Source organism: Dietzia sp. MNB45 (assembly GCF_051994785.1).
Classification (GTDB): Bacteria; Actinomycetota; Actinomycetes; order Mycobacteriales; family Mycobacteriaceae; genus Dietzia; species Dietzia kunjamensis.
In genome coordinates this window covers 924,986-946,848 of the sequence record NZ_CP163397.1, presented here as the reverse complement: position 1 = coordinate 946,848, position 21,863 = coordinate 924,986, and the positions used below count along the sequence as shown (strand labels likewise).

Here is a 21,863-nt window from a genome sequence, read left to right as displayed (position 1 = left end):
CCGGCCGCCCGACCCGCCCGGCCGCTACAGCATCGTCCCGGGGTTGAGGATGCCCTGCGGGTCGAGAGCGGACTTGATGCGCCGGCTCAGCTCCATGACGTCCTCCCCCAGCTGGGCGGGCAGCCACGGGGCCTTGAGCCGACCGACCCCGTGCTCGCCGGTGATCGTCCCGCCCATCCCGATCGCGAGGTCCATCACCTCACCGAACGCGATCCGGGCGCGTTCGGCCCGGTCCGGGTCGTCGTCCTCCAGGACGATGATGGGGTGGGTGTTGCCGTCCCCGGCGTGCGCGACCAGCGCGATCGGGATGTCACGGCGGGCGGAGATCTCCTCGATCCCGGCGACCAGATCGGGCAGCGAGGGCAGGGGCACGCCCACGTCCTCGAGCAGCAGGGTGCCGGTCTTGCCGAGGCTGGTGAACGCGGCCCGGCGGGCCATGGTGAACTGCTCACCCTCGTCGGGGTCGTCGGTGGCGAACACGTCGGTGGCGCCGTGGGTGCGGAACGCCTCGGCCATGAACCCGGTCTCGGCCGCGCGGTCGGGACCGGTGAGATCGGACTGGGCCAGGAGCATCGCCCCCGCCGTGGTGTCCAGGCCCATCCGTAGGTCCGCCTCGACGGCCCGGATGGAGACGGTGTCCATGAACTCCAGCATCGCCGGGCGGATCCGCCGGGTGATGGCCAGCACGGCCTCACTACAGGCGACCACGTCGGGGAAGATCCCCACCACCGTCGAGCGCGGCGGCTGCTCCGGGATCAGCCGGAGGATGATCTCGGTGACGATCCCCAGCGTCCCCTCGCTGCCGACGAACAGTTTGGTCAGGCTCAGCCCGGCGGTGTCCTTGAGGCGCGGCCCGCCCAGGCGCACCGCCGTGCCGTCGGCGAGCACGACCGTCATCCCCAGGACGTAGTCGGTGGTCACCCCGTACTTCACGCAGCACAGTCCGCCGGCGTTGGTGGCGATGTTGCCGCCGATCGAGCAGATCTCATAGGACGACGGGTCCGGCGGGTACCAGAGACCGTGCGCGGCGACGGCCCGTTTGACCTCGGCGTTGTAAAGCCCCGGTTGGACGGTGGCCGTCCGGGTGACGGGGTCGACGTCGATGTCGCGCATGAGTTCGGTGGACAGCACGATCCCGCCGTCGACCGCCGTCGCGCCGCCGGACAGGCCGGATCCTGCACCCCGCGGGACCACGGGGACGCCGTGCGCGCTCGCCCAGCGCAGGACCTCCTGCACGTCCTCGGTGGTGCGGGCCCGGACCACCGCCAGGGGCAGGCCCGGGTCGGGGGCCTTGGCCCAGTCCTGGCGGTAGCCCTCCAGAAGGTCCGGGTCGGTGAGTATCCGCGCGGTGTCGAGTCGGGCTCGCAGTTCATCCAGCGGGGCGGCGGGATCGGGGCCACGGGAGGCGGTCGGGGCGCTCATGGGATCGAACGTACGGTGTCGTGCCCGTGGGCGTCGGGGATCCGGGCAGTCGCTCGCCGGGGCGCGACGGAGCGGCGGATGTCGTTGTCCCCCCCGGATTTTCGGGCAACGACGAGGTGCGGGCATAGTGTCCTGGTGACCACGAGCCGGGGACCGCGATCAGCGCCCGCGGCCCCGTCCGTCCCGGGGCCCGGCCCCGCCTGGTTCGGTGCCGTGATGGGCACCGGTGGTCTGGCGACGCTCCTGCAGATCCACGCGGTGCGGGTTCCGGGTTTCGCGCCGGCCGCGGTGGTCATGGTGATCCTGGGCTGGGTTCTGTTGCTGGGGCTCGGCGCGGGGTTCGCGCGATCGGTGGCGCGCGCCCCGGACATGTGGACGTCCTCGGTCCGGGATGCGGCGATGCTGCCGCTGTGGGGCATGGTCTCGATGGGGTTGCTCGCGGTGGGCTCCGCGTCCTTCGTGGTGGTCGATGCCCGCGCGCCGGCGCTGTCGACCATCGCGTTCGGGGTGGACGCGGCGTTGTGGGCTGCGGGGACCGTGCTGGGGTTGGCCACCGCGCTGAGGTTCACCGTGTGGCTGGTCACCGCCCGTCCCGACCATCCGTTGCCGACGTGGGCGTTGCCGGTGGTGCCGCCGATGGTGTCCGCGGGTGCGGGGGGCCTGATGTCCAGGCACGTCGATTCGGAGGCTGTCCGGTCGGTTCTGGTGGGCGCGTGCTCGGTGTGCTTCGTGTTGGCCCTGGTGCTGGGCGGCGCGGTGATCGCCAGGACGTATCACCACGCCTGGTTTCGGACTCCCGTCCCGGTGGAGTTGGCGACCACGACGTGGATCCCGTTGGGGATCGTGGGTCAGTCCGCGGCCGCCGCGCAGGTGCTGTTCGGCGCGACCCTGGGGGGTGTCGCCCGGGCCTATGCCGCCTCGGTGCTGGTGGCGGGGGCCGGGCTCGGCGCTTACGCGGTGTTCTCCACGATCAGGGGCTTCCTGGCGCGCATGCCGTTCAATCCGGGGTGGTGGGCGATGGCGTACCCGCTGTCGACGTGCGCCCTGGGGTCGTTCTACCTGGATTGGGATGCGGCGAGTGTGTTCACGGTGATGGTGCTGATCGTCATCTGGTCGCTGTGCGCGGTCGCCAGTGTGCGGGCGATCGCGAGGGCGCGGGCCGCCTGACCGGGGGCGGCTCACCGGAAGTCCCGACTGCGACCGATGGCCATACCCAGGTGCAGGCGTTCGATCTTGTCCGCCACCACGCTGACCGCGCCGGAGCGGTTCTCCACGGTGCCGCGGACGATGAGCGCCGGGGACGCGGAGACGATCGGCCGGTATCGCGCCCACAGTCCCACCGAGCACACGACGTTGGTCATGCCCGTCTCGTCCTCGAGGCTGAGGAAGGTCACGCCCTCCGCGGTGGCGGGACGCTGACGGTGGGTGACGGCTCCGGCGACCTCGACGCGGCTGCCGTCGGGGACGTGGGCGAGCCCGGCGGTGGTGCATACGCCGCGGGAGTCGAGCCACGGCCGGGCGTGGACGGTCGGGTATTCCTCGGGGCTGATCCCGGTGGCCGACAGGTCGGCGGAGGTGAGTTCGAGGACGCTCATGCCGGGCAGGGCCGGGGCGTCGACCTGGCTGAGCCCGGGCAGCATGCCGGGCTTCTCGCGGGCCGCGGTGGCCGCCGACCACAGGGCGGACCGACGGCCCCCGGTGCCGAGCGAGTCGAGCGCCCCGGCGGTGGCGAGTGCCTCCATCTGCCGGACGGACAGGCCGGTGCGGCCGGCGAGGTCGGCGGCGGAGGTGTACGGGCCGTGGGTGTCGCGTTCATCGGCGATCGCGGTGGCCAGGTCCTCACCGATCGCCCGGACCGACTCCAGTCCGAGGCGCACCTCGGCACCATCGTTCTCGCAGGTGGCCCCACCGAGTGAGCGGTTGACGCACGGGCGGTGCACGGTGACACCGTGCCGGCGGGCGTCGGCGACGAGCGACTGCGGCGAGTAGAAGCCCATGGGCTGGCTGCGCAGCAGCGCCGCGCAGAAGATCGCCGGGTGGTGGCACTTGAACCATGCGGAGTAGTAGACGATGGCGGCGAAGGACTGGGAGTGGCTCTCGGGGAAGCCGTAGTTGGCGAAGGCGCACATCTTCTCCCAGATCCGCTCCCCCACCTCCGGCCCGGTGACCGGGGTCCCAGGCGGGCTGGTGCCGATCCCGTGCAGGTCGCGCATCCCGTCGAAGAACCGTTCCTTCAGTCGGGCCATCCGTTCGGGTGACCGCTTGGACCCCATCGCGCGGCGCAACTGATCGGCTTCCGCTCCGGTGAAGCCCGCGATGACGGTGGCGATCTGCATGAGCTGCTCCTGGAACAGCGGGATCCCCAGCGTGCGTCCCAGCACCTCCTCCAGCGCGGGGTGGTCGAACACCACCTTCTCCCGGCCGTTGCGGCGACGGATGTAGGGGTGCACGGACCCGCCCTGGATGGGGCCGGGACGGATGAGCGCCACCTCGACCACCAGGTCGTAGAACGTCCGCGGTCGGAGCCGGGGCAGGGTGGCCATCTGTGCGCGGGACTCCACCTGGAACACACCCACCGAGTCGCCCCGGCACAGCATCTCGTAGACCTGCGGATCCGCGAGGTCCAACCGGGCCAGGTCCACGTCGAGATCCTTGTGTTCCGCCGCGAGGTCGATGGCGTGATGCAGTGCGGTGAGCATGCCCAGGCCCAGCATGTCGAACTTGACCAGCCCGACCGCCGCGCAGTCGTCCTTGTCCCACTGCAGGACCGTCCGTCCCGGCATGCGTGCCCACTCGACGGGTACCACGTCCGCCACCGGGCGGTCGCAGATCACCATGCCGCCCGAGTGGATCCCCAGGTGGCGGGGCAGTCCGACGAGCCGCCGTGCCAGCGCGAGCACATCGGGCGGGACGGTGTGCTCGGTGGCCTCCCTCTCGTGGTTCTTCAACCCCGACCACCGGTCGACGCTCTTCGACCACGCGTCCTGTTGCCCCGGGGAGTAGCCCAGGGCCCGGGCCACGTCCCGCACGGCCGATCGTCCGCGGTAGGTGATGACGTTGGCGACCTGGGCGGCGTGGTTCCGGCCGTACCGGGAGTAGACGTACTGGATGGCCTCCTCCCGACGGCCGGACTCGATGTCCACGTCGATGTCCGGCGGGCCGTCGCGCTCCGGCGCCAGGAACCGCTCGAACAGCAGCTGGGCGCGCACCGGGTCGACGTTGGTGATCCCCAGCGAGTAGCAGACCGCCGAGTTGGCGGCCGAGCCGCGGCCCTGGCAGAGGATGCCCTCGCGGTGGCAGAACTCGACGATGTCGTGGACGACGAGGAAGTACCCGGGAAAGCCCAGTTCGGCGATCACCTGTAGTTCGCGGTCGATCTGCGCATACGCCTCCGGGGCCTCTTCGCGTGTCCCGTAGCGACGGGCGGCGCCGGCGTAGGCGAGCTCGGCGAGCATCGTGTCCTCGGTGTAACCCTCGGGGACGTCGAACGGAGGTAGCTGCGGGGCGATGAGCCGGAGGTCGAACGCGCACTCCCGGCCCAGCCTGTCCGCCCCGGCCACGGCATCGGGCCAGCGGTCGAACAGTTCCGTCATCTCCTCGCCCGAGCGCAGGTGCGCCCCGCCCGCGGCGGGCAGGTGCGCTGCGTGGGTCTCCAGTGCGTCGCGCGCACCGAGCGCCGCCATGACCGAGGCCAGTCGCGCGTCCTCCGGCCCGGCGCAGTGGGCAGCGGTGGTCGCGACGACGGGCAGGCCCGCCTGCGCGGCGAGACCCGCCAACGCGTCGCATCGTTCCGTGTCCTCGGGAACCCCGTGACAGGTCAGCTCCACGACCACCCTGTCCTGACCGAACAGCTCGACGAGCTGGTCCAGGGCCGCACCGGCAGCGGGGATGTCGAAGTCGGACGCCCCCGTCCCGCCGCGCTCCAGGGACCGACGGACCCGGCCTCGACGACAGCCGGTGAGCACATACCAGTGACCGCCGGCCGCCTCCGCGAGCTCGGTCATCTCGTACCGCGGTTCGCCCTTTGCCCCACCCCGCAGGTGGGCGTGGGCGATCGAGCGCGACAACCGCCGGTAGCCCTCCTCACCCCTGGCCAGGACCAGCAGGTGCTCGCCGCCCGGTAGCGAGAGTTCCGCCCCGAACACCGTGGCCAGTCCCAGCTCGGAGGCGGCCTCGGCGAAGCGCACGACCCCGTACAACCCGTCGTGGTCGGTGATCGCGAGCGCCGTGAGCCCCAGTTCCGCCGCCGCCTCGGCCATGGCCTCGGGAGAGGAGGCCCCGTCGAGGAAGCTGAACGCGGTGTGGGCGTGCAGCTCCGCGTACGGCACTCGCCCCCGGGCGCGGGCCCGCGGAGGGGCCGTGTACCCGCCACGCTTGCGTGACCAGGCGGGGGCGTCGCTGCCGTCGCCGGGGTGCGGGTTCTCGGCCCCTCGCGGGCCCGGTCGTCCGGAGAGCACCCGTTCGAGTTCCGACCACGTCCTGGGTCCGTGGTACCAGTTCACCGGTGCTCACCCGCCCGGTGTCGGTGGGTCGATTCAGAGCAGGGTGAGGGACTCCACGACCCACGCCGAGGCCTCGCCGGCGGGCTTGCGGCAACTCTGCTGGCGTGGCGGGAGCGGTCGCTTCCCTGCCTCGACCCGCCAGTCGCGTCCGTCGGTGTGCCGGACGACGACCACGAGCGGGTCATCCGGGTCGACGTCGACGATGAGATCGTCGATCCCCGCCTCCACGCCGGACTCCCGGACGGCGACCTCTGCCACCTGCCCGGCCGGCGCCCACGTGCTGCGACCCCGCAGGTGCTCGGTGACGACCCGACCGTCCAGTTCGGCCTCGACGATGCGGGCCGCGAGATCCGCCTCCGCGGGTCCGTAGGTATAGCCGGTGCCGGGGAGCAGCAGGACCGGGGCGAAGCGGTGCCCGCCGGTGTGGGAGCACTCCCACACCGCGGCGTCCGGATCGAGCGCGGACAGGCGGGCTCCGACCAGCTCATCCAGTTCGGCCACGACCGGACGCCCCCGGACCGCACAGCACTGGTCACGCTTGGCGTGGGTGCACACCAGCGGCACCGGGGCCGAGATCTCGCGGGTACCCGCCACGTGCCCACCGGGCGAGAGGTCCAGGTCGAGCATGTCCGCGGGACGGTCGACACGGCCGACCCGGATACTCCGCCGGCCGGGCCTGGTGTCGCACAGGTAGAAACGGTGACGGTCGATGCGTTGGCCCTCGCGGCCCGGGCGCCGGATGAAGAGCATCCGGGATCCGCAGGCCGAGACATGTTCCTTGAGTCGCTCGGACAGCTCCTCGCCCAGGGCTTCGCCGTCGAAGATATCGCGTCCCCAGCGCGCGGGAACCTCCAACAGGACCCACGATTCCTCGTGGGCCGCGGTACCGGCTGGCGGCTCATCGGCCGACTGGAGGGAACACCAGGCAGTGAGTGGGGTGGGATCGATGACTGACACGCCCCCATGGTGCCCCACCGCGCGACGTGGTGTAACTGTAGCCACCTCGTGGGACAAAAGTGATGAGAGGGACTTAAGCTGGGGCCATGCGTACCCGACATCGCCGCCTCGCAGCGGCCGCCGCCCTGACCGCCGCCGCGTCCCTGGCCATGGCGGGCTGCGGGGCCGACACCTCGACCGACGCCCCCGCCACCAGCCAGACGACCACTGCGGGATCCTCCCCGGCCGCCCTGGCGCAGGCTCTGGCGCCGGAGGAGACCGAGGCCGCCGACCCCACCGCCGGCCCGACGGACTCCGCCCCCAAGCGCGAGGAGGCGGACGCTGCCGCCGGACGCGCAGAACTGGTGGTATCCGAGATCCGCATGGGCAATTTCCAGGGCAAGGACCGTGTGGTCTTCGAACTCGACGGCCGCGGGACCCCGAGCTATTCCGTGGACTATGTGGACAGCCCGGCCCAGCAGGGCAGCGGCTTTCCGGTGGAAGTGCCGGGCGACTCCTTCCTGCAGGTGACGATCGGCGGCCAGGTCCTGCCCACCCAGACCGGCATGGAGGAGGTCCCCGTGGGCACCGTGGCCGGCGACGACGCGACCGGGGTGGCGGGCGTGGCGTTCACGGGACAGTTCGAGGGGCAGGCGCAGTCCGTGATCGGCCTCGAGGGCTCGGACCGGGCATTCTCCGCCTTCCTGCTGCAGAACCCGACCCGCCTGGTGGTCGACATCGAGCGCTGAGCCGCGCCGGGGGCGCCTCATCCGCGAACGGCTCATTCGTAGACTCCTTCCACGATCCAGTTCCCCTGTTCGTCCCCGAGCACGCCGCAGAGCAGCAATGCCGCCGCACGCTCGGGGACGACCTGTATGCGGGCCCGAGGGCGGCGAGGCTCGCCGTCGGGCGTCGGCTCCCACCAGGCCTCGTCGATCGGCCACGGCCGTGACCAGCCGAGCAGCGCGCAACGGCGACCGCCCACCTCGACCGCGGCAGGCCTGCCGCTGAGCAGACCCCGCGGGGTCACCCCCACGACATCTCCGGCTGCACTGCGCAGCACGACTCCCCTGACGAGGGCCACCCGCGCCGCGACGGCGGCTCCCGGGTCGCCGCTCTCGCGGATCTCCAACCGGTAGCCCGGCCCCGGCCACACCACCGACGGCGAGGGGGCGGGCAGCGCCCCCGGCCACGGCCCCTGAGCGGCGGGCTCGGCCGGGGCGTCACCGTACGGCAGTGACCGCACCCGCTCGGCCGGCCCGCGGCCACCCACTTCCACGGGCACACGGACCGCCTCGGGCCCGAGCAGACCCTGGACCCGCACCAGTGCGCGGTGGACGCGGGCCTCCGCGAGCCCGGCCTCGCCCCAGAGCCCCTCCTGTACGCGGCCGGCGGGGACCACCTCCACCGGTTCCAGGACGAGGGCGGTGACCGCGCCCCCGGCCCCACCGGCGATCGCGGTCCCGGTGAGCCAACCCTCGAGTTGCCAGCGGAGCCGATCGGCGGTGCCCTCCGGGGTGAGGGGCGATGAGCACCGCCACACCCGGTTGACCTCCGTACCGCCCTCCACCCGGGCGGTGATGGACAGACGCAGGCACGAGACGCCGGACGCGGCGAGCACGGCGTGCAACTCCCCCGCCAGCCGCCGGCCGAGGAACGCGGCCTCGTCGACACGCTCCAGTGGCGGGTCGCACCGGTGCTCGACCGCCGACCCCGTGGGCACCGCGGACACCGAGGGCGGACGCCACGGGACGGCGCGGGCGATACGGTGCGCCACCGCACCCCCCTCCCCGAAGCGGGTGGCCACATCACGCGGCGGTAGCGCGGCGAAGTCGCCGAGCGTCCGCACGCCGAGGCGGTGCAGCAACCCGACCAACTCGGACAGCACCTCGGGGTCCCCCAACGCGGGTTCCACCACGAGTGCGTCCACAGGCAATCCGGCCAGGTAGTCAGCGTCCCCACCTGGTTCCAGCAGTGCCGAACCGCGGGCCCCGAGCACGGCCGTGGGCAATTCGTCCGCGAGGCCCACCTGACACTCCGCGCCGGCGGCCGCCACCGCGTCGACGACGCGGGTGACGACCTGTTCGACCCCACCGTGGAAGCGCAGGGCACCCGCTGCGGAGAACACGAACAGTCCGGGGCGCAGCACCTCGATACCCGGGACGACGGCATCGAGCGCCTGCACCACGGGCTCGAACCACGCGGCGTCCCGGGCCGGGTCGGCCGCGACCACCACGAGTTCGGGACAGCGGAACTGCGCCTCACGCCGGCGCAGACCACGACGCACCCCCACCGCGCGGGCGACGGCGTTGCACGCGAGCACCCCCCGGGGCCCGACGACCGCCAACGGAAGATGCAGCCCGTGCCCCTCGGCCCGTGCCGCCGCGACCGTCGGCCAGTCCGGGCACCACACCGCCATGACCCGGGCGCTCATCCCGCCGCCACCCATTCCGCGGTCCGGGCGGGTGCCGCCCGGCCGGAACAGCGCACCACCGTGGAGACCGAGGCCAGCCGACCCGCGCCCGCACCCAGTCCGCCGTAGCGGCAGTGCCGCCCCGCCAGTGTCAGCTCCGCCCCGGGCCACCCGGCGCCCACGAGCAACACCGCGCCAGCGGCTCGGACCCGCCCCGCCAGCACCCGCGCACGGGACGGGGCGACCGGGGCCACACCAGGCCCCAGCAAGACCAGGTCCAGCCCGTCGAGCAGGACGGACACCACCGCTGCGGGATCCGGGCCGGGATCCGGGACCAGCGCCAGACAGTCCAGTCGACCTCCCTGCTCGGCCACCGCGGCCACGCCGAGCTCCGGCCATCCGACCACCGCACACCTGGCACCGGCGGCCGTGGCCGCGGCGAGCAACCCCACCCGTAGGGTGGCGCTGCCGGACACCGCCGTGACGCGGCCCGCGGGCAGCACCCCACCCGGCAACAGGGGCGCCACCGACCCCGGAACCGCGACTCCGGGAACCGCGATCTCCGCCGCTTCCGCGGGGGCAACGGGGGCAACGGGGGCAGCCGGGGCAGCCGGAGCAGAGGGCGCAGAGACGACCGAAGCCGGCCCTGCCGGGGCCTGGGCGCGAACCGCGGCGGGTGCACCGCCGCCGGGCATCGCGGCCAGGCGGCGACGCAGCTCCGTGACACGCTCCTCCCGGCCGAGGCCGGACAGGTCGACAGGTGACGTCGCCACTACCATCATCCCCACCTCCCACCGGGTCCGACACGCCGGACAGACCATTGATCGAATGGCTTTTCGAGTACGCGATCAGTGAACACCACGGGTACGACATCGCGCAAGAACACCTGTTCGACAGGCCGGAACGCGCTTCACCGTCGGACCCACCGGCTACGCTGTGTCCACCACAGAGAGGACAGCCATGGCCGGACTACGCTTCCGACTCCGACAGATCAGCCGCCGCTTCTGGTTTCTCCCCGCCGTGATGACCCTCGTCGCGTTGGGCCTCGCCCACCTGGGGGCGTGGTTGTCCACCAACCCGGGCACGAGTGACGAGGCGGCCTCCTGGATCTACGGCGGCGGCGTGGAGGGCTCCCGGAGCATCCTCGCCGCCGTGGCGAGCAGCTCGATCGGCGTCGGCGGCACCGTCTTCTCCATCACCATCGCCGCCCTCTCCTACGCCGCCGGCACCATGGGGCCGCGCCTGCTCCAGAACTTCACCGAGGACCGCGGCAACCAGATCACACTGGGCGTCTTCATCTCCACCTTCGCCTTCAGCCTCTACAGCCTCCGCACGGTCACCGGTGGCGACGAGGGGACCCCGTTCGTCCCCCAGTACAACGTCACCCTCGCCCTCATCCTGGCGCTCGGGTGCATCAGCGCACTCGTGTACTTCATCGGCCACGTCACCGGGTCGATCAACACCACCCGCGTCGTGAACCTCCTCACCACGGATCTACGTTCCTCCCTGCTCACCGCCACCGAACTGACGGATCCGGACCGCGATGTGCTGCCCCCACCAGAGGAGGAGTTCTGGGCGGACGCGGAGACTCTCCTCGTGGAGAAGGGCGGCTACCTGCAGCTCGTCGACCACGGGCGGCTCGTCGAACTCGCCGTCGAGACCGGGACGACGATCCGGCTCCTCGTGCGACCCGGGGATTATCTCTATCCGAACTCCCCCGTGGCCGAGGCCGTCCCCACCCTGCCCGAGGGCATCATGCCCGCCCTCACGGTCGGTGAATCCCGTACCCGCGACCAGGATGTCGAGCACGCCGTCCGTCTACTCGCCGAGGTGGGCACGCGTGCCCTGAGCCCCGGGACCAACGACCCGTTCACCGCCGTCGACGTCGTGGACCGCTTCGGGGACGCCCTGTGCACCCTCGAGGACAGGGAATGGCCGACCGGGGTGCACGCCAGGGACGGGGAGGTCCGCCTCGTCGTGGCGACCTCCGACTTCGCCGGCCTCGTCGCCACGATGTTCGACCAGATGCGGCAGTACGGTGCGGGTGCGCCAGCGGTCAGCATCAGGATTCTCGACGTCCTCGCCGTCGCGACGCAGGTCCTCGATGACCCCGACCGTCGTGCGGTCCTCACCCACCACGCCACGAAGCTCCGTGACGACGCCCTCGAAGCCACCCGCAACGCCGACGACCGGATCACCATCGAGCGTCGTCACCGCGCCGTACTGGACGCCGCCGGATAGCGGGGCCGAGCCGGACGGCAGGGCCCACCGACGTTCCTCCGATACCCTCCGGGCGGCGACCCCACGCCTCTACCCTTGCGGGCATGAAGGCCTCCGTCGGGAATCGCATCGTGCTCATCGGCGCCGGGGACGTGGGTATCGCCTACGCCTACGCGCTCGTCAACCAGGGGCTGGCCGACCATCTGACCATCATCGACATCGACCACGACAAACTCCTCGGAGAGGTCATGGACCTCAACCACGGGGTCGTGTGGGCGCCCTCCCCCACCCTCGTCACCGAGGGCACCTATGCCGACTGCACCGACGCCACCATGGTGGTCATCTGCGCCGGCGCAGCCCAGAAACCCGGCGAGACCCGCATCGACCTCGTGGGCAAGAACATGACGCTGTTCGAGAACATCGTCGGTGACGTCATGGCGACCGGGTTCGACGGCATCCTGCTGGTGGCCACCAATCCCGTCGACATCCTCACCCAGGCGTCGTGGCGCTACTCCGGGCTCCCCGCCGCGCAGGTCATCGGCTCCGGCACGATCCTCGACTCGGCGCGTTTCCGGTTCATGCTGGGCCAGTACTACGACGTGGCGCCGATGAGCGTGCACGCCTCGATCATCGGGGAACACGGCGACACCGAGCTGCCGGTCTTCTCCTCCGCCAACGTCTCCGGGGTGCCGCTGCGCCGCGACCTGGCGGGCGACCCGGCCAAGCGGGAACGTCTGACGCAGATCTTCGACGAGACCCGGGACGCCGCCTACCGGATCATCGACTCGAAGGGGTCCACCAGCTACGGCATCGGGATGGGGCTGGCCCGCATCACCCGGGCGGTGCTGCGCAACGAGCAGGTCTCGCTACCGGTCTCCACCCTGCTGCGGGGCGAGTACGACCAGGACGGGATCTTCATCGGGGTGCCCGCGGTGATCGGGCGGACCGGCGTCCAGCGGGTGGTGGAGCTGGAGCTCGACACCACCGAACGCGAACAGTTCGCCCGCAGCGCGAGTGCACTGCGGGCGGTGTCCGAACAGTTCGAGATCCTGCGCTGACTCAGAGCGCACCGGGGGGATCACTGGCCGGGAAGGACTCGTCACCCCACTCGTCGGCGACCGCGTCGTCGTGGTCGTACCGGGCCTTGTCCGCGGGCTCCTCGGAATGCTCGCCGACACGGTCAGGGTTCTGCGGACTCGTCATGATTCATCCTCCTGCCGCCGTACGGGGCGTACGACGAGAATCAGGTTACCGGAGACCATCACCTCACCGCCGGGACAACCGGACACCCGGGACCGCTACAGGAACAGAGGCGCACAATGCACACCACCCACTACACCGACACCCTGATCCTGCCCGCCCCGGACACCAGGGCCGTGGCGGCGACCGCCCCGCCCTCCGGGAAGGGGTCGGTCGCCGAGCTGCAGTACGAACGACTCTCGGGCGAGGACTACAGGTGGACGAGCGATGACCTGATATTCGACGTGTACTGCCAGCGCAAGGACATAGCCGAGGTCGACCGCGCAGCAGAACGCGAACGGTTCTTCTCCACGGGCCAACCGTGCCTGCGCACCTCCCCGCTGGCCAAGACCTACGGCTGGGCGCTGCACTTCGACTCCGACGGGCGCATCGCGCTGCTGCCGATGGACTCGACGCGCGTGGCCGAGCTCGAGGCGGACCCGACGGTGACGGTCAGGGCCGCCATGAAGAGTTCCCGTTAGTAACCCGGCTCGACATCCGGCAGGAGACGCAACCACTCGAGCACAGGACCGGAGATCACCTGGCCGAACTGTTCGTACCCGCCGGGCCCGGGGTGGGCGCCATCGCCGGCGGCGACCTCGCGCATCCACTGACCACCCGCCAGCAGCACGTCGAAGGTCGGCACGAACGGCACCCCGGCCTCGTCGCACACCTGCGCCATGGTCTCGGCCCGGGCGGCGATCCGCTCGTTGACCTCGTCCCACACCACCGGCGGCGGCCCCACCACGAGGAACCGCCCCTCGGGCGCCCGGTCGATCATTCCGCGCAGCGCCGCGACGGTACCCGCCTCGTCGACGCGCAACGCACCCTCGTGCTCCATGACGTCGTTGACGCCGAACTCCGCGATCACCGCGGTCGTGGGGAACGCGGCCCGCCGACGATCGACCTCGTCCCAGCGGGCCAGGATCATCTCGGAGGTGTCCCCGCCGATCCCGGCGACCGCGGCGTGGATGTGCACACCGGCCGCGGGGCCGGCCTCGATCAGGTGCGCGGTCCACCCGCGGCCCGTGTCATCGCCGTATCCGGCCACGAACGAGTCACCGATGATGCACACGGGCAGGTCGCGCGGTTCGCTCATCCCGGTCACGCTATCGGTCCGGGTGGGTGCGCGGAGCCGACCCGGGCGAGAAGCCACTCCGGCCGGCCGGTCGCGGGGATCAGTCCAGGTGCCGGGACTGCGCCCAGCGGGTCAGCGCGTGCCGGTTGGACTGCTGGGTCTTGCGGAGGACGTTGGAGGCGTGGGTCTCCACCGTCTTGACCGAGATGAACAACTCCTCGGCGATCTCCTTGTAGGTGTAGCCGCGGGCCAGCAGCCGCAGCACCTCCTTCTCACGCGGGGTGAGCGAGTCGACCTCGGGGTCGTGGACGGGCTCGCCACGATCGGCGGGGCCCGGGGAGGCGCGGGCGAACGCGTCCAGCACGAACCCGGCCAGTCGCGGGGAGAAGACGGCATCCCCGTCGGCGACCCGACACACGGCGTCGGCCAGGTCCTCGCCGGTGATGGTCTTGGTGACGTAGCCGCGCGCGCCGGCCCGGATCACGGCGATCACGTCCTCGGCGGCGTCGGAGACGCTCAGCGCGAGGAAGGTCGGTTCCGGGGCGCGGGCGGGATCGGCCACGCCGCCCGGGTCGGCCCCCAGCACCGACCGCAGCACGGCCACGCCACCGCCGTCGGGCATGTGCACGTCGAGCAGCACCACGTCGGGACGCGCCCGGTCGATGCCGGTCACGGCCTCGGCGACGGAGCCCGCCTCGCCGACGACCTCGATGGTCGACTGTCCGGCGAGTTCGGCACGGACCCCGCTGCGGAACACCGCGTGGTCGTCCACGAGGAAGACCCGGCACATCCCGCCGCCCACCGCCGCCGACTCCTCCGACCCGTCCTGCGGCCCGTCCGTCATTCGTCCTCCAGCGGCATCTCGATCCCGATCTCCGTCCCGCGCCCGAGCGTACTGCGCACGCGCACGGTCCCACCGCGGCTCTCCACGCGGTGTCGGATGGACTGCGCGAGCCCGTGGCGGTCGCCGCCCACGGCATCGGGATCGAAGCCGCGTCCGCGGTCGCGGACGAACGCGCTGAGCGTGCGTCCGTCGTTCTCCACGAACACGTCGGCGGTGTCGACGCCGGCGTGCTTGGCGACGTTGACCAGGGCCTCGCGGACGGCGCCCAGGACCGCCTCCCCGGCGTCGCCGACCGGGCCGTCACCACCCACCACGACCTGGTCCACCCGCAGTCCGTAGACGTCCTCGACGTCGCCGACCATCACCTCGACCGCCCCCGCGAAGGTCGCCGCGCCCGAGGACATCCGGGAGCCGGCGCCGAACAGCCACTGTCGGAGCTCCCGTTCCTGCCGGCGGGCGAGCCGCGCCACCTGGCCCGGGTCATCGGACCTCTTCTGGATGAGTGCCAGGGTCTGCAGGACGGAATCGTGCAGGTGGGAGGCGATGTCGCTGCGTTCGGACTCGCGGATCCGCGCCGCGCGCTCCTCCTCGAGGGACCGCCACAGTCGCAGTCCGACCGGCACGCTGAGCAGTCCCACGCCGACGAGGGTGGCCACGACCGCGAGGAGGGACGACCGCAGCGCGGCGAACTCGACCTGACCGAGGACCACGACGGCGAGCCCGACGACGACGAGGGTGGCCCCTGCGGTGACCCTGGCCCAGTCGAAGACCGACCGCGGCGCGACTCGTCCCCCACCGTCGTACTGCTGCCAGACCAGCCCGGCCCCCAGGGCCACGACGAGGACGGGGACGATGACGCTCAGTCCCGTGGCGGTGGTCACCATGAACGAGAGCACCGCGCCCGCCACCGCCACGACGGCCAGTGCCATGCCGCGTCTGCGCTCGCGCTCGTCGCCCCGGCCCGCGCCCGCCGACGCGGGCCCCGTCGGGGTGAGCGCCCACAGCGCCGAGTACAGGGCCACGCCGGCGCCCGAGAGCGTGGCCAGCAGAACCATGACCAGGCGCACGTGGACGACCCGCACCCCGAGGTGGTCGGCCAGACCCACGCACACGCCCGCGACCACGGATCCGTCGCTGCCGCGGGTCAACCGCGGGTACCAGCGGAAATCGGTCGTCGCCACGGCGGCGGACCGCGCCTGTGGTCCGGCGACCGGGGACGCCGACCGGACCGCGGTGGCCGGCGCGGGATCGGTCGCGTTCTCACTCATGGACGCCATCGTCACAGATCATCGCCCCGAGGGGAATCGGGAAGTACCCGGATATCCACGGCCACGCTCGCCGGCGAGACACCCCCCTCCCGCAATCCGGCGACCAGGTCCCGGGAGATGGCGTCCTTGACCGACCGCGCACCGTGACTGCCCACGACGAAGCGGACGGTGGCGAGGATCCCGTCCTCCTGCAGCGAGACGAACACCTGCGGCCCGAACTCCCGGACATCGACCGCGTACATGCGGCTCATCTGCTGCATGCTCGCCATCGCCTCGTCGCTCAGCTCCCTCGTGTGCCGGTCGGCGCAGGCGTGGAACACGGTGTCGACACGTCGGAGATCCACGTCGAACGGCAGCTTGAGCGACAGTTCCTCCCAGAGGAAGGGGAACCCGCGGGTGTAGTTGTAGACCGCCTCGTCGAAGATGACGCCGTTCGACACCGTCACCACCCGGCCGGTGAACTGACGGCTCGGTACCCAGTTGCCGGTCTCCGCGCCGGCCATCGACGACGGGGATCCCATCTCCATGACGGTCGTGCGCAGGAAACCGAGCGACATCACATCGCCCCGGACCCCACCCACGGCGATCCGGTCGCCGACCGCGAACACCCTCCCCCGGAGGATGACGAAGTATCCCGCGAGACTCGCGATCACCTTCTGCAACGCGAACGCCAGGCCCGCGGTGACGAGTCCGACCCCCACGGTCAGGTCGGTTCCCGGGGTCACCCAGATGGAGAAGAGCGCCAGCACGGCCACGACGGCGGTGAACAGCTGCAGACTCTGCTTCGTCCAGAACCTCGACGCGGACCCGGCGGGCCCGGTGATCGCCTGCATCACCGCCCGCGAGATCGACGTGAACAGCGACAGCAGCACGAACAGCAGGATGCTGAGGAGCACCTTGAGAACGGTCCGCCCGCTGACCCCGACCAGCGTCACCCCGAAGAGCCGCAGCTGTTCGTCGGAGCCCAGGAAACCCATGACGGTGTCGACCATCCCGCCATCCTCCCTCCCCTACGGCCTCGGGGTCGGAAATCAGGGTCGGACCCCGATGTGCCGCGGACTCCCGCCGAGCACGATGGGGTCATGTCCAGAACGAACACCTACGACCTCCCGTCAGAGCTCCGCTCCCTGTGGCGGACCCGTCCCGTCCGGACGCCGGACGATTCCAGGATCGCCGGCGTCTGCGGCGGCTTCGGTCGGCGCTACGGCGTCGACCCGGTCCTCTTCCGCGTCGCGTTCGTCGTCGCCGCACTGTGGGGTGGGGCGGGCGTGTTCCTGTACGCCCTGATGTGGCTGCTCCTGCGCTCCGCCGGCGACGAGGTCTCCTCCGGGGAGGCGCTCCTGGGGAAGGGCCGGGCGTCGGGCTCCAAGGTCACCGCGGTGGTCCTCGTCGTCGTCGTCCTCCTGTCCGCCCCCACCTTCGGCGGTTCCGGGGAGACGCTCCTCCTCGGCGCCGGGTTCCTCATGGTCGCGGCGATGCTCGCCGGCTGGTACGGCCTGCACCGGCGCACCCCCGAACCGCCCGCCGGGTGGGCGGAGGTCTCCGCGGTGCGGCCCTCCGCCGCTCGCGGACCCGACGCGTCGCGCGGCCGGGCCCCGGCCACCGGCGCCGGACCGTGGCGCGCGACCGGAGCTCCCCAGGAGCCCGGCTCCGGCCCCGGAGCCCCCTTCGGGCCCCCTGTGCCGCCCTCGTGGGATCCGCTCGGCGCCGCCCCGTTCGCGTGGGACCTGCCCGAACCCGGCCTCGCCCCCGCCCCGGTCGAACCGACCCGGCCCCGGTCGCGGCTGACCAAGGTCACGCTCGGCCTGGCACTCATCGCGACCGCGGTCGCCACCGGGTTGTCGACGCTGGGCGGATTCACCTGGCTCGACACCACGCGCATCGCCGCGATCGCCCTGGCGGTGGTGGCCGGCGGGCTGCTCGTCGGCGCCGTCACCCGCCGCGGGTACGGGCTGCTCGTGGTGGCCGGACCACTCGTCGGGTTCGTGCTGCTCGCCCTGTCGGTCCAGGTCCCCGCGGGTGGCTGGGAGACCATCGGCGACGAGCGGGTGGAGATCACCTCCCCCGCCCAACTGGACACGCCGGTCACCCACGACGTCGGCACCGTCACCGTCGACATGCGCGAGCTCGACCTGGACCGCGACCGCAGCTACAGCATCACCAACCAGGTCGGTGAGGTGCGGGTGCTGCTGCCCGACGGGCTCGCCGTGCAGGCCGACTGCCGGACCGACATCGGCTCCGTCGACTGCCCCGACCCGCCCGCCGACACCGACGGGCCGGTCCTGACCCTGGACATCACCACCGAGATGGGAAGCGTGAAGGTCACCCGATGAGTACGAACACGCCCGCAGACGACCGCCACCACTCCACCGCGGGAGCCCCGCCCGACCAGTCGCCGCGGTTCGACCCGCAGCTGTACGACCCGCTGCCCTACGGCACCGGATACCCGACACCCGAACCGCTCGGATTCGGGGTCTCCCCCGAGCCCGCGACCACCCCGGCCGGCGCCGTCGAGGTGGTGGAGCACCGGCGGTTCGGATCGCCGGTGCTCGCCCTGGCCGGCGTGACCTCGCTGGGAGTGGCGGTGTGGGCGATCCTGGGAGCGCCCGCGATCGCCCCGACGGCGTTGCTGGCCGCGGGACTCGTCCTGGCGGTGCTCGTGGGACTGATGATGATCATCCGCCGCTGACGCCCGGCCCCCTCACTCCCACTCGATGGTGCCCGGCGGCTTGCTCGTCACGTCCAGCACGACCCGGTTGACGTCCGGGACCTCGTTGGTGATGCGGTTGGAGATCAGCGCCAGCGTCTCGTATGGCACGCGCGTCCAGTCGGCGGTCATGGCGTCCTCGGAACTCACCGGCCGCAGCACGATCGGATGACCGTACGTCCGGCCGTCGCCCTGCACGCCCACCGACCGGACATCGGCCAGCAGGACCACCGGGCACTGCCACACCGTGGAGTCCAGGCCCGCCGCGGTCATCTCCTCGCGCACGATCGCGTCCGCCGCGCGCAGGGTCTCCAGCCGGTCGCGGTCCACGGCGCCGACGATGCGGATCGCCAGGCCCGGACCGGGGAACGGGTGGCGGCCGACGATCGCCTCGGGCAGACCGAGCTCGCGGCCCACGGCGCGGACCTCGTCCTTGAACAGCAACCGCAGTGGCTCGACGAGCGTGAACTCCACATCGTCCGGCAGTCCGCCGACATTGTGGTGGCTCTTGATGTTGGCCGTACCCGCTCCGCCACCGGACTCGACGACGTCCGGGTAGAGGGTGCCCTGGACGAGGAAGTCGACGGAAGAGGCGGCGGCCTCACCGGAACCCTGGAGTTCGAGCGCCTGCGTCACCGCCCGCTCGAAGGACCGGATGAACTCGCGGCCGATGATCTTGCGCTTGGTCTCCGGGTCGGTGACATCGGCGAGGTGCCCGAGGAAGACGTCGGAGTCGTCCAGCGTGATGAGGCGGGCACCGGTGGCGGCCACGAAGTCGTTCTCGACCTGCTCACGCTCGCCCGCACGCAACAGTCCGTGGTCGACGAACACACACGTGAGGCGGTCCCCGATCGCACGCTGGACCAGGGCGGCCGCGACGGCCGAGTCGACGCCGCCCGACAGGCCGCAGATCGCGTGGCCGTCGCCGATCTGCTCGCGGACGGCCTCCACCAGCTGGTCGGCGATGTTCGACGCGGTCCACGTCGGCTCGAGCCCCGCCACCTCGGTGAGGAAGCGGCTCAGCACCTGCTGGCCGTGCGGCGAATGCAGGACCTCCGGGTGGTACTGCACTCCGGCCATGCGCCGCTCGGTGCACTCGAACGCGGCGACCGGGGCGCCGGACGACGACGCGGTGACGGTGAACCCCTCGGGCGCGGCCGTGACCGCGTCCCCGTGGCTCATCCACACCGGGTGGTGCTCCGGCAGGCCGGCGTGCAGGACGCCGCCGGACACGCTCACGTCGGTACGGCCGTACTCGCGGCTACCCGTGTGAGCGACCTCACCGCCGAGGGCACCGGCCATCGCCTGGAAGCCGTAACAGATGCCGAACACCGGCAGACCCAGCTCGAACACCGCCGGGTCGAGCGAGGGCGCGTCCTCGGCGTACACGCTCGCGGGTCCGCCGGACAGCACCAGGGCGACGGGATCCTTGGCGCGGATCTCCTCGATCGTCGCGGTGTGCGGGATCACCTCGGAGTAGATGCGCGCCTCGCGCACGCGGCGCGCGATGAGCTGCGCGTACTGGGCGCCGAAGTCCACCACGAGTACCGGGCGGGGCGCCACCGCCTCGGCGGCGATCTGGGAGTCGGTCTGTGCGTTCTCGGCCACGGGGTCGAGTCTAGGCCCCGCGGCCCATCCACCGAACTCGGCCACATCCCCCGTGCCGGGGTTCACAATGAACCCCACCACGACCCCGGCCGGCCCGGGACCGAGAGAGCTGGAGCGCATCGATGGAGCGAATGACCGGTTTCGACGCGAGCCTGCTGTACATGGAAACCGCCCAGCAACCCCTCGTGGTGGGTGGGATCCTCTTCGTCGACGTCTCCGGCCTCGAGGTCGGGTACTCCTTCGAATGGCTCCGGACCGAGCTCGGCCGCCGGATCAAGGAACTGCCCGAACTCCGCCGCAAGATCTACGACTCCCCGCTCAACCTCGGCCACCCCGCCTGGGTCGAGGAATACGACCTCGACATCACCGCACACGTCCGCCGCGTCGACGTGGACCACCCCGGTGACGACCGCGCGGTGTTCGAGATGTGCGGCACCCTCGGCAGCCGCCCGCTGGACAGGTCACGCCCCCTGTGGGAGATGTGGGTCCTCGAGCGGCTCACCGAACCGGACACCATCGTCGTGTACTTCCGGGCCCACCACGCCATCCTCGACGGGGCCAACGGCGCGAACATCCTGCGCACGTTCGCCTCCGCCGGAGAGCAACCCCCCTCCGCCCGCGACCTCGACATGGTCCGCGTCGAGGCGGGCAACGCCAACCCCATCCGGCTCCTCGCCGGCGGGTGGTGGGATTTCTCCGTACGCCGCCCGCTGACCCTGGCCCGGCTGGTACCCGAGTTCGCCGCGCTCCCCTTCGCACTGCGCAGGGCCACGGCGGCCAGGAAGACGTCGGACGATCCGGCCCCGGAGGAGACGGGCACGGCCGACGCCACGGAGGACCTCGTCGTCGTTCCCAAGGCGGCACCGTTCACCGCGCCCCGCACCCGCTTCAACGCCACCATCACCCCCCACCGGGCGGTCTGGGGTGCCTCACTCGACCTCGGCGAGATCAGCGAGATCAAAGACGCCTTCGACGTGACCGTCAACGACGTGTTCCTGGCGGTGATGGGCGGCGCGCTGCGGCGATACCTGCGCTCCCACGACGACCTGCCCGACAAGTCGCTCGTCGCCGTGGTCCCCGTCTCCACCCGCGACGCCGAGGGCTCCCGGGGCAACAACCGCGTGACGGTCCTGTTCGCGTCCCTGGGGACCGACATCGCGGACCCGCTCGAGCGCCTTCGCGCCATCTCCGCCCGCACCAACCGGGGCAAGAAGCAGTCGAAGAACGGCATGCGGCCGGACCTCATCCAGGACGTCGCCACGCTCGCCCCCGCCAGGACCCTGCAGATGTTGATGCGGATCTACGGCGACTTCCACCTGGCGGACCTGCACCCGGTCGTGCACAACCTCGTCGTGTCGAACATCCCCGGGCCCCGTCAGGGACTGGACTTCCTCGGATGCCGGGTGACCCACGTCTACCCGCTCGGGCCCCTCATGCACGGTTCCGGACTCTCGGTCACCGCCATGTCCATGGGCGGTCGACTCGACGTGGGGATCAACGCCTGCGAGCATCTGGCCCCCGACCCCGATCTACTGGCCACCGGGATCCGGGAGGCGATGGCCCGGCTGCTGGAACTCACCCGGGAGGCGGCGCGGTCGGCGGCCGCCGGGGAGGGCTGACACGTGG

The 21,863-nt window shown here is 71.9% G+C and carries 19 protein-coding genes; 8 read left to right on the top strand and 11 right to left on the bottom strand.

What is annotated here, in order from left to right:
• Positions 1 to 24: 24 nt before the first annotated feature.
• Positions 25 to 1,422 carry an FAD-binding oxidoreductase gene (locus tag AB5G72_RS04565; RefSeq protein WP_182608649.1) on the bottom strand — a complete coding sequence of 466 codons (1,398 nt, stop codon included), beginning with the start codon at positions 1,420 to 1,422 and terminating at the stop codon, positions 25 to 27.
• A gap of 135 nt (positions 1,423 to 1,557) precedes the next feature.
• On the opposite strand from AB5G72_RS04565, the gene AB5G72_RS04560 reads away from it, so the two are divergent.
• Positions 1,558 to 2,589 carry a C4-dicarboxylate ABC transporter gene (locus tag AB5G72_RS04560; protein WP_200841548.1) on the top strand — a complete coding sequence of 344 codons (1,032 nt, stop codon included), beginning with the start codon at positions 1,558 to 1,560 and terminating at the stop codon, positions 2,587 to 2,589.
• 11 nt (positions 2,590 to 2,600) lie between these two features.
• Here AB5G72_RS04560 and AB5G72_RS04555 read toward each other — a convergent pair whose 3' ends face one another.
• Positions 2,601 to 5,924 carry an error-prone DNA polymerase gene (locus AB5G72_RS04555; protein WP_227022321.1) on the bottom strand — a complete coding sequence of 1,108 codons (3,324 nt, stop codon included), beginning with the start codon at positions 5,922 to 5,924 and terminating at the stop codon, positions 2,601 to 2,603.
• 33 nt (positions 5,925 to 5,957) lie between these two features.
• Positions 5,958 to 6,881: a sucrase ferredoxin gene (locus tag AB5G72_RS04550; protein WP_440221093.1), complete on the bottom strand. Its 924-nt coding sequence runs from the start codon at positions 6,879 to 6,881 to the stop codon at positions 5,958 to 5,960.
• A gap of 86 nt (positions 6,882 to 6,967) precedes the next feature.
• Here AB5G72_RS04550 and AB5G72_RS04545 point away from each other — a divergent pair, with 86 nt between their 5' ends.
• Entirely contained in the window at positions 6,968 to 7,609 is a 642-nt protein-coding gene (locus AB5G72_RS04545; protein ID WP_067712563.1) for an AMIN-like domain-containing (lipo)protein, read from the top strand.
• A 32-nt stretch (positions 7,610 to 7,641) separates the two neighbouring features.
• On the opposite strand, the gene AB5G72_RS04540 is transcribed toward AB5G72_RS04545, so the two are convergent.
• Together AB5G72_RS04540 and AB5G72_RS04535 are read right to left on the bottom strand one after the other, a co-directional pair.
• Positions 7,642 to 9,294, bottom strand: coding sequence for a DNA polymerase Y family protein (locus tag AB5G72_RS04540; protein WP_132063537.1), 1,653 nt, complete (start codon positions 9,292 to 9,294; stop codon positions 7,642 to 7,644).
• Complete coding sequence (locus AB5G72_RS04535; protein WP_440221465.1) at positions 9,291 to 10,052, bottom strand: hypothetical protein; 762 nt, start codon at positions 10,050 to 10,052, stop codon at positions 9,291 to 9,293. Before AB5G72_RS04535 ends, AB5G72_RS04540 begins: the two co-directional genes overlap by 4 nt.
• 181 nt (positions 10,053 to 10,233) lie before the next feature.
• Here AB5G72_RS04535 and AB5G72_RS04530 point away from each other — a divergent pair, with 181 nt between their 5' ends.
• On the top strand, positions 10,234 to 11,514 hold the full coding sequence (locus AB5G72_RS04530; RefSeq protein ID WP_096905914.1) for a DUF2254 domain-containing protein: 1,281 nt from the start codon (positions 10,234 to 10,236) through the stop codon (positions 11,512 to 11,514).
• A gap of 83 nt (positions 11,515 to 11,597) precedes the next feature.
• On the top strand, positions 11,598 to 12,551 hold the full coding sequence (locus AB5G72_RS04525; protein ID WP_096905915.1) for an L-lactate dehydrogenase: 954 nt from the start codon (positions 11,598 to 11,600) through the stop codon (positions 12,549 to 12,551).
• Position 12,552: 1 nt separating this feature from the next.
• Here the strand turns inward: AB5G72_RS04525 and AB5G72_RS04520 are convergent, their stop codons facing one another.
• Complete coding sequence (locus AB5G72_RS04520; RefSeq protein ID WP_167457923.1) at positions 12,553 to 12,696, bottom strand: hypothetical protein; 144 nt, start codon at positions 12,694 to 12,696, stop codon at positions 12,553 to 12,555.
• Between the two features lie 116 nt (positions 12,697 to 12,812).
• Here AB5G72_RS04520 and AB5G72_RS04515 point away from each other — a divergent pair, with 116 nt between their 5' ends.
• Entirely contained in the window at positions 12,813 to 13,214 is a 402-nt protein-coding gene (locus tag AB5G72_RS04515) for a DUF6157 family protein (protein WP_096905916.1), read from the top strand.
• Here AB5G72_RS04515 and AB5G72_RS04510 read toward each other — a convergent pair.
• The 4 genes from AB5G72_RS04510 to AB5G72_RS04495 form a co-directional block, all read right to left on the bottom strand.
• A complete protein-coding gene (locus AB5G72_RS04510; protein ID WP_096907330.1) occupies positions 13,211 to 13,831 on the bottom strand; it encodes an SGNH/GDSL hydrolase family protein in 621 nt (206 codons plus the stop codon). The two genes, AB5G72_RS04515 and AB5G72_RS04510, sit on opposite strands and share 4 nt — an antisense overlap.
• A gap of 79 nt (positions 13,832 to 13,910) precedes the next feature.
• Positions 13,911 to 14,654, bottom strand: a complete 744-nt coding sequence (locus AB5G72_RS04505) for a LuxR C-terminal-related transcriptional regulator (RefSeq protein ID WP_440221092.1) — start codon at positions 14,652 to 14,654, stop codon at positions 13,911 to 13,913.
• Positions 14,651 to 15,922, bottom strand: a complete 1,272-nt coding sequence (locus AB5G72_RS04500; RefSeq protein ID WP_313313138.1) for an ATP-binding protein — start codon at positions 15,920 to 15,922, stop codon at positions 14,651 to 14,653. Before AB5G72_RS04500 ends, AB5G72_RS04505 begins: the two co-directional genes overlap by 4 nt.
• Before the next feature lie 11 nt (positions 15,923 to 15,933).
• On the bottom strand, positions 15,934 to 16,914 hold the full coding sequence (locus tag AB5G72_RS04495; protein ID WP_119192262.1) for a mechanosensitive ion channel domain-containing protein: 981 nt from the start codon (positions 16,912 to 16,914) through the stop codon (positions 15,934 to 15,936).
• A gap of 90 nt (positions 16,915 to 17,004) precedes the next feature.
• Here AB5G72_RS04495 and AB5G72_RS04490 point away from each other — a divergent pair, with 90 nt between their 5' ends.
• Both AB5G72_RS04490 and AB5G72_RS04485 read left to right on the top strand, forming a co-directional pair.
• A complete protein-coding gene (locus AB5G72_RS04490; protein WP_440221091.1) occupies positions 17,005 to 18,255 on the top strand; it encodes a PspC domain-containing protein in 1,251 nt (416 codons plus the stop codon).
• On the top strand, positions 18,252 to 18,611 hold the full coding sequence (locus AB5G72_RS04485; RefSeq protein ID WP_440221090.1) for a hypothetical protein: 360 nt from the start codon (positions 18,252 to 18,254) through the stop codon (positions 18,609 to 18,611). The genes AB5G72_RS04490 and AB5G72_RS04485 overlap by 4 nt, the downstream gene beginning before the upstream one ends.
• A gap of 12 nt (positions 18,612 to 18,623) precedes the next feature.
• On the opposite strand, the gene guaA is transcribed toward AB5G72_RS04485, so the two are convergent.
• On the bottom strand, positions 18,624 to 20,237 hold the full coding sequence (gene guaA / locus AB5G72_RS04480) for a glutamine-hydrolyzing GMP synthase (RefSeq protein WP_440221089.1): 1,614 nt from the start codon (positions 20,235 to 20,237) through the stop codon (positions 18,624 to 18,626).
• A gap of 122 nt (positions 20,238 to 20,359) precedes the next feature.
• Between guaA and AB5G72_RS04475 the strand changes: the two genes are divergently transcribed.
• Complete coding sequence (locus AB5G72_RS04475; protein WP_440221088.1) at positions 20,360 to 21,856, top strand: WS/DGAT/MGAT family O-acyltransferase; 1,497 nt, start codon at positions 20,360 to 20,362, stop codon at positions 21,854 to 21,856.
• The last annotated feature ends 7 nt before the right edge of the window (positions 21,857 to 21,863 follow it).